The organism is Treponema denticola, assembly GCF_024400535.1.
Lineage (GTDB): Bacteria > Spirochaetota > Spirochaetia > Treponematales > Treponemataceae > Treponema_B > Treponema_B denticola_C.
The window spans coordinates 1-15,594 of record NZ_CP038800.1 but is presented as its reverse complement, the minus strand read 5'-3'; the positions used below and the strand labels follow the sequence as shown (position 1 = coordinate 15,594).

Sequence of the window (15,594 nt, the reverse complement as noted above, 5' to 3'; positions counted from 1 at the left end):
TTGCAAGAGGTTGAAAGATTTGAGCCGCTTATTCCTACAAATTAAATGATTGAGTTTTGCCGTCGGGAGTTTGAATTGTTATATCGATATTTTTTTTCTTTTTGTTTTCAAAGGTTTCATTTACCGTATTTTCCGAACCGGCTGCTTTTTCTAAAAAATCCGCCGGATCACTTTTAGAGGGAATCTTTGTACTTATTATTATGGTCTCGCTATCTTTTTTTTGTTTAGGCTCTTCAAAAACAAATTTAACATTTTCTTTTTGGATAGCTTCCAAAAGTTTTAAGCCTTCTTCGGGTGTAATCGCCTTGTCTCTAATCATGTTTAAAATTTCAAGTTTTTCGTTTTCCATAAAATATCTCCTTGTAGTTCAAACCGAAATGTTGTCGCTGTTCTTCTAAATTTTTTCTTCTCCGGGCTCTCCCGTTAAAAATGAAACCGCAGAATCAACCGATAACTCTCCGTTCTTTATTTTTTGTAAGACTTCAGAAACATTAACGGACGGAAGGCTTCCATCCGATAAGCCCAGAGCCGCATTGATTTCTTCTATCTTATTCCGAACAGTCGGATAAGAAATGCCCAATTCTTTTTCCATATCGCGTATGCTGCCTCGGTTTTTTAAAAACATCTTTACAAAATATTTTTGTTCCTTTGTGAGGCGGCAAAACTCACATAGCTCAAACTCGCCCTTTAGCGAACTGTTGCATTTTGAGCAATGCAGCTCCGAAACGGTAAAACTATCCCCGCACACGGGACAGATTCCAATAACCTCTATCATGCTATCCCCCATAAAAACTTTAATTCTATGATAATAAAAATTCTTTCTGGTGTCAAGAGAATTCATCAAAAATATTAAAATATCTATATTAAAAATTAAAAAATATAATAATTTTAGCTAAAAATATAAGAATTTTCAAATATTTTATTAAATATTTCAAAATTTAGCTTGACTTTTGTTTTGTAATACCATAAATTGAAATTACAGGCTTGTAAACATTCAATTCTGATAATTTGGAGGAAAAAAATGAAAAAATATATTATTAAATATTTACCCGAAAATATTTTAGTCTGGTTCTTGGGATTTATTAATACAGCCTTACATATCGGAATGGCTTATCTCGGTATGTATGCCTTAAATGCTCTAATAGAACTTAACCTTGATTTGTTTTTAAAATATGTCGGCATAATGCTGGCAGGCTGGTGTCTTACATATTTTACAAATTATGTGTTTGAAATGTTCAGAGCCAAGACGGTGCAAAAAATTCTTACCGGAATAAGAACCGATATCGCCGAAAAAATTATGTGCTGTTCATACGCAGGCTATCATAAAGAAAATTCTGCCGTCTATCTTTCTTGGCTTGAAAACGACATGAAGACAATAGAGGTAAACGGTTTGGTTTCTATATTTTATTTGGTGCTTCATTTCTCTACATTGCTTACAGCCTTCGCTGCCTTGTTTTTTATTCATTGGATGCTTGCTCTTTTTGCTCTTTTTTCGGGACTGCTGCTTTTATTTATTCCCAAAATTTTTGAAAAATCAATCGAAAAGGGAACAATGGATTTAAGTATGGAAATGCAAAATTTTATTTCTAAAATAAAAGATGTTTTATCGGGCTTTGATGTTCTCTTTTGTTTTAATAAAAGAAAAATAATTAAAGACACCGTCCATGACCTTTCCGTAAAAAGAGGCGGAAAAGTCATCAGCTTGACGGGTAAATATCTTATTTCGGGAATTGTGATAGCCCTTTTCGGTTCCGTATTTGAAACTTTGATTTTAGGTTTTACCGGTTTTTTGGCGATAAGGCAAGTTATTGCTTTAGGTGCAATTATGGCTACCGGAAAAATTGCTTCTCAACTTTCAAAGGCCTTGTCCGATCTTACCGGCCTTATAGTAAAAATAAAATCTGTAAAAATTATATTTAATAAACTTGAAAGTCTTAGTATCGAAAGTTCAAAGGAACTTAAAGCTCCGTCCTTTAAAAAAGAAATAGAATTAAAGGACCTTTCTTTCGCATATAATGAGCAAAAAAATATTTTATCGAATTTGAATATGCATTTTGAGTTAGGCAAAAAATACGGAATTATCGGAGAATCCGGAAGCGGTAAAACTACGATGTTTAAACTTTTGGCAGGAATGTTTGAAAATTTTAAGGGCAGCATTGCTTATGACGGGGAAGATATATCTTTATTGAACAAAGAACTCTTAAGGGAAAATGTAGCGTACATTGATCAAAATGTTTATATCTTTAACGATACGGTAAAAGAAAATATTTGTTTGGGCGGTAAATTTACGGAAGAAGAAATAAACGCTGCTTTAAAGAATTCGGCACTTGAAGATGTTATCGCTTCATGCGGAAATGGTTTGGATACTCTTGCCGAAGAAAACGGTAAAAACTTTTCGGGCGGGCAAAGACAGCGTATAGCAATAGCCCGTGCACTCATTCACGGCAGAAAAATTCTTTTAATCGACGAAGGCACTTCTTCTCTCGATAAAGAAAACGCTTTGGAGATTGAAAAGAGGTTGATAGAAAATCCCGATTTAACCGTGATAATGATAAGTCATAACTTTGACCCGCAAATAAAAGAAAAATTAGACGGGGTTTATAAATTGTAAATTTTTACGATGATGTATAAGACTTTTTGCAATCAACAACCCCGACGCAGAGCATCGGGGTATGTGTTCTCATAAGGTGGTTGCAGTCGGCTTTAATACCCTTCGTTACGACGCAAGCGTCGGGGTATTAAACCCTCCGCACGAATAAGAGTCTTATACATATCTTGAAAAAAATATTATATAATTATATAATTTAGTATTAAGGAGGTATCAAAATGACTCAATCTGAATTTAGCGTCCATATGGATACTCAGCTAAAAAAAGATTTTACTGAGATTTGTAAAGCATTTGGTATACCCGTATCTACAGCTATAACTCTTTTTGCTAAAGCGGTTGTTAGAGAGCAAAAAATTCCTTTTGATATAAAAATTGAGGATCCGAACAACATAACTATAAAAACATTAGAACTTGCAGAAAAAGGAAAAGAACTTCATGGCCCTTTTTCAACTATTGAAGCATTAAGGGAATCTTTAGATGCTTAAGCTGGTATATACAACACAATTTAAAAAAGATTATAAATTAGCTATTAAACGCAAGTCAAATATTAAAGAATTATTTAATGTAATCGCTATTCTGCAAAAGCAAGAGCCTTTACCTCGTGAAAAAAGAGATCATCAGTTGACAGGCAATTATAAAGGCTATCGGGAATGTCATGTAACAGCTGATTTTCTGCTTTTATATAAGGTTAAAGGAGACACACTTGAGTTAATCCTATATAGGATAGGCAGTCATTCAGATTTATTTAAAAATTAAGTCGGACAGTGAGACTGCCTAAAGAATATTTTTTATCATTGACTATTGACCTCATCCGTATAATACTTAGCCTGCAAGCTATAAAGCTCCTTGTACTTGCCTTCTTGGTTTATAAGAGTTTCGTGGTTCCCGTCTTGTACTATGTGTGCATTGTCGAATACAAGAGTCCTATCCGAAAATTTTGTAACCTCCTGAATATGCATATTGTTCCGCCTTTTGTTTTAAGTTTAAGAATTCGGGAGTTTCAAGCCGTTCATAATCTACCTAAATTTCTATTATGTTTTTCTTGACATAATATATACTATGATATATACTTATTTTAAGGGGGTGTAGTATGGAAACGGCAAAATTATTCCAAAACGGCAGGAGTCAAGCAGTTAGGCTGCCTAAAAAATATAATTTTTCGGGAACCGAGGTTTTTATCCGCAGAGCCGGAGAGTCCGTTATTTTATTCCCCAAAAACAAGGAATGGGAAACATTTTTAGAAGGCTTAAACGGTTTTACCGACGATTTTATGGAGGAAGGAAGAACCCAGCCTGAATTACAGAATCGGAAAGGTTTATAATGTACCTATTGGATACAAATATCTGTATATTTCTTAAAATTAAAAAAAGTCCTAATGTACTTCAAAAAATCAAAAAGAATAAACACTTAGGAATTTACATTTCAAGTATTACTGTGGCAGAGTTACAGTTCGGCGTATACAATAGTAAATATATGGAAAGAAATAGAATAGCATTAATAAAATTTTTAACACCTTTTTCTGTTTTAAATTTTGATGATAGAGATGCCGAAGAATTCGGGAAAATAAGGACCAGCCTAAAAAATGAAGGGAAAATTATCGGAGCCTATGATATGTTGATAGCGGCACAGGCTCTAGCTAAAAATCTAATTCTCGTTACCGATAATACAAAAGAATTCTGCCGTATAAAAACCTTAACCATAGAAGATTGGAAATAAGGTTTACTCGCTTATTCCTACAAATTAAATTATTGAGAACATGTAAATTAAGCATTGACAATCTATTTAATCGGTGCGATAATATATTGTTCATACAATTATTAAGGAGGCAATAATTTGACTAAAGAAAATCTTGTTAATTTGGTTAAACAAAAAGAGGCTAAGATTATTCAAATTAGGAGGGACCTGCATCAGATTCCCGAATTGGAATTATCCCTTCCAAAAACTGTGGACTATGTTTGTAAGCAGCTTGATGTTATGCAAATTCCGTATCATAAACTTGTTAACGGGAATGCTATTGTTGCCCTCATTGAGGGAAAAGAAAAGGGCAAATGTATAGCAATTAGAGCCGATATGGATGCTTTACCCATAAAAGAAAATACGGGACTAAGTTTTGCATCAAAGCATGATGGCTGTATGCATGCCTGCGGTCATGACGGCCACATGGCTATGGCTCTTGGAGCCTGTATGGTGCTTAAGGAACTGTCATCGGAATTTAAAGGCTGTGTAAAAATTCTTTTTCAACCGGGAGAGGAGTATCCCGGAGGAGCCCTCCCCATGATTGAAGAAGGCTGTATGGAAAATCCAAAGGTTGATGCCGTAATAGGCCTTCACGCAGGCTATATTTATCCTGGTGTTGAAAAGGGAAAGATAGGTGCATGTAAAGGGCCTTTTTTTGCCGCTGCCGATAAATTCAAGATTATCGTAACGGGATATGGTGCTCATGGGGCTTATCCGCATCTTTCGGTAGATCCTGTTCCTATAGCTTGTGAAATAGTTTCCGGTCTGCAAAAAATTATAAGCCGTGAGCTTCCCCCAACTTCTCGCGCCTTAATTTCCGTAGGGCAGATACATGGCGGATCCGCTTTTAATATCATACCCGATGAAGTTTTTATTGAAGGAACAGTACGTGTTACAGATGAGAATGAACGGAATTTTATAGCAAAAAGAATTGAAGAGATTGCTTCTGGTATTTCAAAATCATACAGGGCAGAAGCAAAAACGGTCTATGATTTTAGATATCCTGTTTTGATAAATAATGAAGATTTTACGGAGTTTTTTATTGAAAGTACAAAAGAAATCTTGGGAGAAGATTCTATTCACGAAATTTCGGTGCCTACAATGGCCGGTGAAGATATGGCATATTTTTTGCAAAAAGCTCCGGGTACATTTTTTGTCTTGTCCAATCCTATAATACAGAAGGACGGTAGTATTTATCCTCATCACTCAGATAAATTTGATATGGATGAAAGTTTATTTTATAAAGGAACCTCTGCTGTGCTGGCCGCTGTTCTAAAATATTTGAATTTAGGCGGCTTAAAATAAAGCCCTCCATATAGTTTCTGCATATAAGTGCTTGATTTATATGCAGAAAGACTTGACTTTTCTGCATATAAATGTATAATTTTTATGTAGAAAGGCGGCTTATGAGAAAATTCGATTATTCTTTTTTAAAAAATGCTTTGCTTCCTGCAGGGCTTTTGAATATTTCTTCAGGAATTGCAGACCTTAAAAATGAGGCAAAACACAGAAAACAAGATTATGTAAAAGTTTTTACGGAACTTGAAGTAGTTGCAAGAATTCAATCTATCAAAAGCTCAAATGCAATCGAAGGTATTGTTACAAGCGATGAAAGAATAAATGCTATTGTAAATCACAACAGTGCTCCTCTTAATCATGATGAGGCCGAAATTGCAGGTTATAGAGATTCTCTTGCTGCTATTCATTCAGCCTATGAAAATATTGATTTTACGGTTAAAGATATTTTGGCTCTTCATAAAATTTTAATGTCTTCGGCCGGATATGAATACGGCGGCCGGTTTAAAACTTCTAATAATTCTATAATTGAAGTAGATACAGAGGGCAATAGGAAAATCAGATTTCAGCCTATATCTGCTGAAGAAACACCTATGGCAATGGAACAATTGGAGCTTGCTTATCTTTCTGTACGGGATGACAGCGGTATTAATCAGTTATTATTGATACCATGTGTCATTCTCGATTTTTTATGCATTCACCCTTTTAAAGACGGAAACGGAAGAATGTCAAGGTTATTATCCTTGCTTTTGTTATATAAAAACGGATATGATACGGGTAAATATGTTTCTTTTGAGGAGCAGATAAATAATTATAAATCGTACTATTATGATTCTCTAAAAAAATCTTCACATTATTGGCATGAAAATAAAAATGACTATATCCCTTTTATCGAAAACTTTTTGTCCACCCTTTATCGATGTTATAAAGAACTTGATAAGCGGTTTGCCGTTCTGCACGGAAAAAAAGTTACAAAAACGGCTAGAGTTGAAGCCTGTGTTTTAAACAGCCTTACCCCAATTTCAAAATCTGAAATATGCAAAATTCATCCCGATATTAGCCCCACAACTGTTGAGGCCGTCTTAGGCTCTATGCTAAAGGAAGGGTTTATCAAAATTATCGGCAGCGGCCGATCTTCAAAATATATAAGGAATAAAGCCGTCCTATAATTTCGATTATAATAGAAACTACAGCAAAAGCACCTACATCTTTCGACTATAATCGAAATTATAATAGAAAATACTCATTTTATCGATTATAATCGAAATTTTTCTTGATTTTATCTTATATTTCGACTATAATCGAATTAGAAGAGGTAACGGAATGAGCTATATTGTAAGATCACGCTATATGGAAAAAATCCGGCAGTTTATCGATAAGCCCATTATTAAGGTACTATCCGGTATGAGACGGGTTGGAAAATCAACTATTTTACTGCTCATAAAAGATGAGGTTTTTAGCCATATACCCGATAAAAATAAAATTTATCTTAATTTTGAATCCATAGAGCTTTTTACGGTAAATAAGGCCGAAGTCTTGATAGAATACCTCAAGCCATTGATCAAAGACTTAACCGGAAGAATATATTTTTTCTTTGATGAAATACAGTTTGTAGAAAATTGGGAGCAGGTTATAAACGGATTACGGGTTGATTTGGATTGCGATATTTATCTTACAGGCTCAAATTCCGGCTTGCTTTCAGGAGACCTTTCAAGTCTACTGGCCGGAAGATATGTGGAATTTGAAATTCAACCTTTTAGTTTTGGGGAATTTATAAAATGCTTTGACGGTAAGCCGCTTTCTAGGGAAGATTTGTTTTTCGCCTTTGTTAAAACAGGCGGGATGCCTTTTTTGAAGTATTTTAATTTGGAGGAAATCCCGTCTTTTAAATACTTAAATGATGTTTATAATACCGTTTTGGTTAAAGATGTTTTACAGTACAATAATATAAGGGATGTGGATATTTTTAACCGTATTTTAGATTATGCTATGGAAAACATAGGACACACCTTTTCTGCAAACAGTATAAAAAATTATTTTAAAAATGAAAATAGAAATGTTTCGGCAGATACGGTGCTTAATTATTTGGATTATTGCAGTAAAGCTTTTATCATAAAAAAGGTTCCACGCTACGATACTGCGGGAAAAAAGGTACTTAAAATCGATGAAAAATACTATTTGACGGATCATGGGTTTAGGCAGGCACGAGGATTTTCCAATATAAAAGACATCGAAAGAGTGCTTGAAAATATTGTTTATATCGAACTTCGTTCCAGAGGTTATGAGGTTACAATAGGCAAGGTAAAAGACAAAGAAATCGACTTTATAGCAAAAAGGGAAAACGATATTTCTTATTATCAAGTTGCTTATAAAATGGGAGATGAATCCACAAGGGAAAGGGAATTCGGAGTTTATAAGACAATCAAGGATAATTTTCCTAAATATGTACTTTCCTTGGATTCTATGGATTTTAGTCAAGACGGAATTATCCACAAAAACATAATCGACTTTTTGCTTGAATACGGAGCCTAAACTCTAGCCCATGTAGAGTACCTCATCGGCAAGGGCTGCAGCCTCATCTTTGTCGTGGGTAACGTAAACGGCTGTGTAGCCCAAGCTCTCTTGCTTGACTCTTAATTCTTTACGCAAGTGCAGGCGGAGGTCTGCATCGAGGGCAGAAAGGGGTTCATCAAAGAGGATGAGAGCGGGCTTTACTGCAAGACTCCGTGCAAGAGAAACCCTTTGTTTTTCTCCGCCCGAAAGAAGATCCGTTTTGCGTTTTTGTAAGGTCTCCAAATGAAAAAGCTCGACAAGAGGGGTAATGGCCTTGCGGGCTTCCTTTTTGGACATGCCTTGGGAGACCAAGCCATAGAAAATATTTTCTTCAACATTGAGATGAGGGAAGAGGGCGTAATCCTGAAAGACCATTCCGATTCCGCGTTTGCCGGGAGGAGTGTGATTGATATTTTTTCCGTCCAAAATGATTTCTCCCGAATCCGGAGGGACAAGGCCTGCGATTATTTTTAAAACCGTTGTTTTACCGCAGCCCGAAGGACCGAGGAGGGCAAGAGCTTTTCCTTTTTTTAATTCAAAAGAAATGGAAATATCTTTTTCGGTAAAATGTTTTTTTATGTTTTTAAGCTGTAAAAATGCTTTTTCGTTTTCCATCGGTTTCTCCTTAAGTTTCTTTTTCCTGTAAAAAGAAAACAAAGCCGGTCATAAGGCTTAAGACGACTGCAACCGCAGAAGATTCTACAAAGCGGTATGAAGAAGCATAATCGAAGATCAGCAGGGCAAGGTTATTAAAACGCGGTATGTTTAAAACTATTGGTAAGGAAGCATCTCCCGCACTTATGGCAAAGACAAAGGCCAAGGCGGAAAAGATGCCCTTCTTGCACATGGGTACTATCACCCTAAAAAAGGCCGTTTTTTTGTCCGGTGAAAGCAAGACTGCCGCATTGATAATATTTTGAGGAATGCGTAAAAGTGAGGTCTGTATTTGAGTCCACGCAAAGGGCCATGCAAGGGAGCTTTGTGCAAAGATTAAAATGAGCTCCGTTCCGTTGGGTCTTAACAAGAGCCATCCGAAGCCCAGCATTACCGATGAAACGGCCAAGGGCAGATAGGGAATCGCGTATATTTTTCTCCGGTTATAAAAGACGGTAATGTATGCAAAGAACAAAGAAGCTATGAGGCTTACAAGGGCAGTAAGAATGCCGATTTTGATGCTTGTCCAAAGAGCCGTCCAAAAAGTTCGGGATAAAAAAATATTTTTCCATGCCTTAAAATAAAAGAATTTATTAAAGATAGAAGTATAATTTACATTATATGTAGAATGTAAAAAGATAGAAAATAAGGGTGCTATTAAAAAAAGAATAATTATAAAAATCGTGAAGCTAAAAAACACTTTTTGTCCAAAGCCTTTTATTGCAGTCCTCTCCCTTATTCCCTTTAGGTTTTCGTTTTGTACTCTCATCTTTTTTTGCAGGTTAGAATAGATGAAGATTAAAATTAAGGCCGCGGAGATTTCGGTGAGGGCTATCTTTGCGGCAAGGTTCATATCTAATTTTGTGCGGGCTGCCTTGTAAAGTTCTACCTCTAAGGTAGTAAGGGCAAGGCCTCCGAAAAGCAGGATTATTATAAAACTAAAAAAGCAAAAAAGGAAAATCAACAAAAAGGAAACGGCTATCGAATTTAAAAGAGCCGGAAAGGTTATGGTCTTAAAGATTCTAAATTTACTTGCCCCTAAAAGGAGGGCTGCATTAGGTTCATCTTCGCTTAAGCGTTCCCAGACTTGAGAAATTGTTTTCATTGCGAGGGGAAAGTTGTAAAAGCCGTGGATTATAATTACTCCCGTCATCGAAAACACAAAATTGACAGGCGGTTCGTCTTGGTTTAATAAGCTCTTTAAAAAAGAATTGAGGATTCCGTTATTCCCGAAAAATATTATAAAGGAAAGGGCAACAATTATTGCAGGTACGCAGAGGGGGACACTCGACAGAGCCATTAGAAATTTTCTACCCCGAAAGTTTTTTCTTGCACAAAAATAAGCGGCAGCAAAGCCTACCGTGCAGGCAAGGGCTGCGGAAAAAAAGGCCTGAGAAACCGTAAAGGCTGCAATCCTAAAAATCTGCGAAAAGTCAAAAGAGCTTTTTACTCCCGTAATATGCGAAAAGTCAAAGCGTGAAGAAAATAAAGGAACAAAGCTTAAAATCAGCGGAAGAAAAAAAGAAAGAAGTACAAGAAAAAAGATGAGGCCGCCGAGCGGTAAAACAAGGCGGCCAGCCTTTGATAGGCCGCTCGGCCGAGAAACTCGCTCATGTCGAGTATCTCGGCCTTGTTTTTTATTTTTGTAAAACATTGATTACGGCATTTACCGATTCGGTTTGATCTTCTGAAGGAATACGCAAAACTTTTGCAGGTTTGGGAACATCCTTATAAGAAGCAGGAAGAGCAAGCCCCTTGATAACGGGATACATAAACTGCGTTTCGGGAAGGAGGCTTTGAGCTTCTTCCGTCAGCATAAAGTCTATAAATTCCTTTGCTCCTTTAGTGTTAGCTGCATTGGCGGCAATACCCATGCCTTCAATCTGAATAATATGCCCTTCTTCAAAAATCAATGGTTGAAATCGGTTTGTTTTGTCATATAGAACATGGGAGGCGAGGCTGCTTGTGTAAGAGATGGCTATGGGAGCTTCTCCGGCTGTAAAATAGCCGTAGCCCGTACTCCACTTGGGAGCCATGGCAAAGATGTTCGGTTTGAGGGCCTTCCAAAAGTCAAGATACTTATCGCCAAAAACGGCCTTTGTCCACGAGACTAAACCCAGTCCTGTTGTGCTGGAACTCGGATCCAAAATAACAATCTTTTTTGCATAAGCCGAATCGGTCAACTCTTTTAAGGATAAGGGCTTTTTGATTTTGGCTTTTGTGTCGAACATAAAGGCAAAAAAGCCGTAGTCAAAGGGGGTTAAAAGCCAGTCATCGGCAATAAGAACTTCCGAATCTATTTTGTCTGAGGCCGTAGGTTTGTAGGCTTTTAAAACTTTTGCCTTGCGGGCCTTTTCGATAAGGTGGTTATCTATACCGATGAGGACATCCGCTGTAGAAGCCTTGCCTTCCAATATGACCCTGTTTAAAACGCCTTCTTTGCAGATAACGTACTCAACTTCCTTGCCCGTTTTTGCCTTAAAGAGCTCGGCAATTTTCGGTCCGGGGCCGTAGTCGGCAGCAAAGGATTTTGTTGTGTAAACTACAACCTTTGTTCCGTCAGATTCTTTTGCACCGCCTGCAAAAAGAGCGGCACAACCGATAATTAAAAAAGAGAAAATTAAAATAGAGCGTAAATGATTTTTCATATGCTCCCTCCGCCGGTATTATCCGGATCAGGTAATAGGGCATCCGTGCGGACAGCCCTTTGCGGGTATGTTCTCAGCTTGTAAAAGCACCCCGGCAATATGAGTTTAGCATAATGAAAATAAAAATTCAAGGCCTGTGTTTTATAGTTAAAAATAAGCCAAAGATAAAAATATTGACAAAAAAAAATCTTTTAGGTATACTTTTGAACGGATTCGAAAAAATAAGAGAGAGTTATTATGCAAAAGATTAAAGCTTTTTTTCATCAACAAAATTTAAGGAGAAGTGCGGCAAGATTTGCAGGAAGGATAGAGATTGTCCTATCCTTTGCAATGCTTATCGGCATTTTAATTCTTTCTATCGAAATTTTCTTTGACTTAAAAGAAATGGTTTATGCCTTTATTTATAGTAACAAGATTCCTTCATTCTCCGAATTCCTGTCATTAATATTTTCTCTTGTAATCGGTCTTGAATTTGTAAACATGCTTATAAAACATACACCGGGGAGTGCTCTTGAAGTTGTGCTTTATACCATTGCGCGGAAAATTATTGCCGATCACGGCAGTATGGTTGATGCTCTATTGGGGGTTGTCGCTATCGCAATTTTGTTTGCCGTAAAAAAATACCTAAATGAGGGCGGAGAGTACGGGACAGGAAACGAATGCGATTATATCGTAAACGGCGGCACCAGTATCCACGAGATCAATCACAGGTTGGACTCGGATTTTGATGAGGCATACGGAAACACGGTTGCAGGTTATTTGTTTAACTATCTTAAACAACAGGGACGCTCACCTCACCTCGGTTTAGAAGCCGACATAGGAGAATATAAATTCATAATCCACGAAATGGATAATGACCTGATAAGATATATTAAAATTCTTCCTATAAAAGAACATAAAAATTAATTTCTTGGTTAAACCTCTTCTATATTATTAGAACAAGGTTTTTAAGAGATGACATAAAGCCTTCAAGCTAATTATTCGAGGTTAAATAAATTGCTTCAGACTCGTTTAGGTGAGGGAAGGAAACCATTTTGCGGTCATTTGTATGGCCGTTAAACAATATGGTGATACTGTCATTGGATACGATAAAAACAACATGGGATTCTTTTGTAAGGCAGATAAAACCTCCCTCACTTACGGCAGAGTAATTTGTTGTATAAAATAATTTTTTGTTTTGCATATAGGTTGTTACGCCGCTATTATCATATCTCGGGCTTCCTGTCCTAATCCAAATCAGACTTTCAGGATACCAAGCCTCCGTTGTAGAAATACCTCCGGCATAGATACACTGAGAAACATAGTTTGCGCAATCATTTTCGTAGGTCTTGTACTCAGGATTCCAAACAGACATATCACTCGACATATTTAAGGGATTGGATGTGTACCTATTCGCATAGCCGACGGCAGCCGCATTATTATAATCAACTTTTTTTGAATTTGTATTAACATGATATTTTATAAAATCAAACCCGTTTTGCATAAGCACATCGGATTCAGGAGGTTTTAACGAAAAAGCGTCTATTTTTGTATGATATGTTGCTATTTCAATTTTTATGTTTTCAAAACTATCTTTTTCCGTAAATGTTATTTTAAAAATATTGTTTTCAATTTGTTTTTTGCCGATATATTTTTTTAAATCCGTAGTTTTTTTGTTGTATTGATTTAAAGCTTTTTTATTGTTTTTAAAATATTCAACAGCCTTTTTCATTCCGGCAACAAAAGGAAGCTGATAAACCGAATTGAATTTTAATTTTTTTTCTATTACAACAAAATAGAATTTTTCATTTGAATTATAATTTTCATCATCGGGTATATAATCATAAACTGAAACATCCGAGATATCATAATATTCCGAGTATAAACTTTCAGCATATTTTCTAAAAAAAAATTCCTCTTTTGTGTTTTCCTTTTTCGGTTTTGCTTTTACGGTTACATCGTGCTTACTTGAGCCTGATTTTCCTTCTTTAGCTTCTTTTATTATCGGATATAGTTTTAAAATTGCAATTATCCAAAGAATGATTATAAAAAGAATAAAAAAAAGTTTAGCTCTATTTGTTTTTTTCCCCATGATATAAAAACTAAATTATTCTTCTTTATCTATTATTTGAAATGTCTTCATAGCTGCATCCAGAACCTCTTCGGTTTCAGCAGCGGCTTCCTGAGTCAGCAGGGCGGAGCATATAAACAGCATATCATTATGCTTAAACAAATAAAAATATTGTTTTAGATTAAGTTTTTCTTCCGGTATCTCTATCACCAATTTTTTAGCTTCTAATTTATAATTATTTTCGAATGATTCTGATTTTAATAGTTTATAATCGGGTCTACTTGTTTGGAGTTCTTCTATGTAATTATTAACTGCTTCTTCAATTGTTCCCTGTCCTTCTTGAGAGATAAAAATCATTGTTTGGTTATAACCATTTACGGAAGCTCCATATATTACCTTATATTTTAAACCCTTATAGTCCATAATTTCCCATTCGTCAGGCATTTCAAAGGTAAAATCCTTAAAATCGTCCGTATAGTAATCTTGTGACGATAAATAACAAATAAGAAACAGGCTAAAAAAAATTAATGACAATTTTTTTTTCATTAATCAGCTCCTTTGTTAAAGCATTATAAAAACTATACAAAAGATAGAATTAAATGTCAACCACAAACAATTTACACTAATTATTGCATTAACGTCTATTTATTTGTGGTTTCTTTGATCTTGTTTTGAAGTTCATGGATAATTGTTTCGAGACTTGGGTCGGCCGCAATTTGCTCTTCAATCTTGTTACAGCCGTGCAAAATAGTAGTATGATCCCTTCCGCCGAAATCGTTACCCAGCTCGGTGGTAGAACACTCGGTCATTTCCCTGCAAATGAACATTGCAATTTGCCTTGGGAAAGAAAAGCTCTTGGTTCTTTTTTTACTTTTAATGTCCGAAATTGAAATACTAAAATAATCGGCAACGGTTTTTTGGATAAGATCTATAGTAACATTTCTTTGCCGGGTCGATCCGAAAATATCTCTTAAAAGATTTTTTGCTGTAGCCTCATCCATTGTTTTTTTTGTAAGCTCTGTATAGGCAATGAGTTTTGTTAAGGCCGCTTCCAAGTCACGGACATTTGAAGAAACATTTTTTGCAACCATGTCGATGACTTCATTAGGAATTTTTATACTGTACTTTTCCATTTTCTTTAAAAGAATGGCATAGCGGACTTCGTAAGAAGGCGTCTGAAGGTCAACATTTAAGCCCCTTTCAAACCTTGACTTTAAACGGGGCTCAAGCCTTTTAAGTTCTGCCGGAGGCCGGTCACAGGTAAACACTATCTGCTTATTTTTTTCGTAGAGCTCATTAAATGTATGGAAAAATTCTTCTTGAGTTTCTTCCTTTCCCTGAAAAAAGTGAATGTCATCTATAAGAAGAACATCTGCATTTCTATATTTATTTTTAAAGGAAGACATCTTACGCTTTTGAATACACTCTACAAATTCGTTTGTAAAATTTTCAGCTGTTACATAAATCACTTTTAAATTTGTATTATTCCATATTTTATTTCCGATTGCCTGCATAAGATGGGTCTTTCCCAACCCTACGCCTCCATAAATTAACATAGGATTATAAGCCGTTCCGGGATTTGCCGAAACAGCAATCCCCGCATTTACAGCAAAAGAGTTGTTCGGACCGACAACAAAATCATCAAAATTATATTCACTTTTTAAATCGGGATGCTGCCCCCTTCCATTATCCTCATTTTTGGCCGGCTTTTGCCTTTTTTTTGTTTCTTTTTCGGTTGATACGGGGCTGGGTATAGCTGCATTTTCTTCCGTTTCTTCGGAATTTGCAGAATTTTCTTTATTGATAGTAAATTCTATGGATAATCTTTTACCGGACAGCTCAAAAAGTTTCTTTTCTATAGCCTTTTTGTGCTTTGTAATAAGTTGATCTCTAAAAAACTGAGACGGTACAGTTAAAACTACTGAATTTTCCGTCGATTTTTCATATTTTGCAGGCATAAACCACATTGAAAATACGGGAAATGATAGCTCTTCTTTAAATTGACTAACGGCTTCATCCCAAAAAATTTTATAATCCCATTCACTCAT

18 protein-coding genes are annotated in these 15,594 nt (G+C 35.9%); 9 read left to right on the top strand and 9 right to left on the bottom strand.

The features are described from left to right. Positions 1 to 34: 34 nt before the first annotated feature. Both E4N78_RS00090 and E4N78_RS00085 read right to left on the bottom strand, forming a co-directional pair. Positions 35 to 349 (bottom strand): SHOCT-like domain-containing protein, encoded by a 315-nt coding sequence (locus E4N78_RS00090; protein ID WP_002692308.1) that lies wholly within the window; start codon positions 347 to 349, stop codon positions 35 to 37. Positions 350 to 394: 45 nt separating this feature from the next. Beyond that, positions 395 to 775 carry a DUF2089 domain-containing protein gene (locus E4N78_RS00085; RefSeq protein WP_253681125.1) on the bottom strand — a complete coding sequence of 127 codons (381 nt, stop codon included), beginning with the start codon at positions 773 to 775 and terminating at the stop codon, positions 395 to 397. A 246-nt stretch (positions 776 to 1,021) separates the two neighbouring features. On the opposite strand from E4N78_RS00085, the gene E4N78_RS00080 reads away from it, so the two are divergent. The 3 genes from E4N78_RS00080 (at position 1,022) to E4N78_RS00070 (ending at position 3,364) form a co-directional block, all read left to right on the top strand. Continuing rightward, entirely contained in the window at positions 1,022 to 2,611 is a 1,590-nt protein-coding gene (locus E4N78_RS00080; protein ID WP_255811102.1) for an ABC transporter ATP-binding protein, read from the top strand. Between the two features lie 215 nt (positions 2,612 to 2,826). After that, positions 2,827 to 3,093 carry a type II toxin-antitoxin system RelB/DinJ family antitoxin gene (locus tag E4N78_RS00075; protein ID WP_255811101.1) on the top strand — a complete coding sequence of 89 codons (267 nt, stop codon included), beginning with the start codon at positions 2,827 to 2,829 and terminating at the stop codon, positions 3,091 to 3,093. Further along, positions 3,086 to 3,364: a type II toxin-antitoxin system YafQ family toxin gene (locus E4N78_RS00070; RefSeq protein WP_255811100.1), complete on the top strand. Its 279-nt coding sequence runs from the start codon at positions 3,086 to 3,088 to the stop codon at positions 3,362 to 3,364. The genes E4N78_RS00075 and E4N78_RS00070 overlap by 8 nt, the downstream gene beginning before the upstream one ends. 35 nt (positions 3,365 to 3,399) lie before the next feature. Here E4N78_RS00070 and E4N78_RS00065 read toward each other — a convergent pair whose 3' ends face one another. After that, entirely contained in the window at positions 3,400 to 3,567 is a 168-nt protein-coding gene (locus E4N78_RS00065) for a hypothetical protein (protein ID WP_255811099.1), read from the bottom strand. A 131-nt stretch (positions 3,568 to 3,698) separates the two neighbouring features. Here E4N78_RS00065 and vapB point away from each other — a divergent pair, with 131 nt between their 5' ends. The 5 genes from vapB (at position 3,699) to E4N78_RS00040 (ending at position 8,173) form a co-directional block, all read left to right on the top strand. Beyond that, the gene (gene vapB / locus E4N78_RS00060) at positions 3,699 to 3,929 is read left to right on the top strand and encodes a type II toxin-antitoxin system antitoxin VapB (protein WP_255811098.1); all 231 of its coding nucleotides are present in this window, start codon (positions 3,699 to 3,701) and stop codon (positions 3,927 to 3,929) included. After that, on the top strand, positions 3,929 to 4,324 hold the full coding sequence (gene vapC / locus E4N78_RS00055) for a type II toxin-antitoxin system tRNA(fMet)-specific endonuclease VapC (protein ID WP_255811097.1): 396 nt from the start codon (positions 3,929 to 3,931) through the stop codon (positions 4,322 to 4,324). Before vapB ends, vapC begins: the two co-directional genes overlap by 1 nt. Positions 4,325 to 4,441: 117 nt before the next feature. Continuing rightward, complete coding sequence (locus E4N78_RS00050; protein ID WP_255811096.1) at positions 4,442 to 5,650, top strand: M20 metallopeptidase family protein; 1,209 nt, start codon at positions 4,442 to 4,444, stop codon at positions 5,648 to 5,650. A gap of 71 nt (positions 5,651 to 5,721) precedes the next feature. Further along, positions 5,722 to 6,810 carry a Fic family protein gene (locus tag E4N78_RS00045; protein WP_255811095.1) on the top strand — a complete coding sequence of 363 codons (1,089 nt, stop codon included), beginning with the start codon at positions 5,722 to 5,724 and terminating at the stop codon, positions 6,808 to 6,810. Positions 6,811 to 6,964: 154 nt separating this feature from the next. After that, positions 6,965 to 8,173, top strand: coding sequence for an ATP-binding protein (locus tag E4N78_RS00040; RefSeq protein WP_255811094.1), 1,209 nt, complete (start codon positions 6,965 to 6,967; stop codon positions 8,171 to 8,173). A 3-nt stretch (positions 8,174 to 8,176) separates the two neighbouring features. On the opposite strand, the gene E4N78_RS00035 is transcribed toward E4N78_RS00040, so the two are convergent. The 3 genes from E4N78_RS00035 to E4N78_RS00025 are packed head-to-tail and all read right to left on the bottom strand — an operon-like array spanning position 8,177 to position 11,496. Continuing rightward, positions 8,177 to 8,809 carry an ABC transporter ATP-binding protein gene (locus tag E4N78_RS00035; RefSeq protein ID WP_255811093.1) on the bottom strand — a complete coding sequence of 211 codons (633 nt, stop codon included), beginning with the start codon at positions 8,807 to 8,809 and terminating at the stop codon, positions 8,177 to 8,179. A gap of 10 nt (positions 8,810 to 8,819) precedes the next feature. Continuing rightward, entirely contained in the window at positions 8,820 to 10,502 is a 1,683-nt protein-coding gene (locus tag E4N78_RS00030) for an ABC transporter permease (RefSeq protein WP_255811092.1), read from the bottom strand. Then, entirely contained in the window at positions 10,486 to 11,496 is a 1,011-nt protein-coding gene (locus E4N78_RS00025; protein ID WP_255811091.1) for a thiamine ABC transporter substrate-binding protein, read from the bottom strand. The genes E4N78_RS00030 and E4N78_RS00025 overlap by 17 nt, the downstream gene beginning before the upstream one ends. 237 nt (positions 11,497 to 11,733) lie before the next feature. Between E4N78_RS00025 and E4N78_RS00020 the strand changes: the two genes are divergently transcribed. Continuing rightward, complete coding sequence (locus tag E4N78_RS00020) at positions 11,734 to 12,402, top strand: HlyC/CorC family transporter associated domain-containing protein (RefSeq protein ID WP_255811090.1); 669 nt, start codon at positions 11,734 to 11,736, stop codon at positions 12,400 to 12,402. 67 nt (positions 12,403 to 12,469) lie between these two features. Here the strand turns inward: E4N78_RS00020 and E4N78_RS00015 are convergent, their stop codons facing one another. The 3 genes from E4N78_RS00015 to dnaA all read right to left on the bottom strand — a co-directional run bounded on the left by E4N78_RS00015 (position 12,470) and on the right by dnaA (position 15,594). Beyond that, positions 12,470 to 13,567, bottom strand: coding sequence for an amidase domain-containing protein (locus E4N78_RS00015; protein ID WP_255811089.1), 1,098 nt, complete (start codon positions 13,565 to 13,567; stop codon positions 12,470 to 12,472). A 15-nt stretch (positions 13,568 to 13,582) separates the two neighbouring features. Further along, positions 13,583 to 14,092: a PsbP-related protein gene (locus E4N78_RS00010; protein ID WP_255811088.1), complete on the bottom strand. Its 510-nt coding sequence runs from the start codon at positions 14,090 to 14,092 to the stop codon at positions 13,583 to 13,585. A 95-nt stretch (positions 14,093 to 14,187) separates the two neighbouring features. Continuing rightward, entirely contained in the window at positions 14,188 to 15,594 is a 1,407-nt protein-coding gene (dnaA, locus tag E4N78_RS00005; protein ID WP_255811087.1) for a chromosomal replication initiator protein DnaA, read from the bottom strand.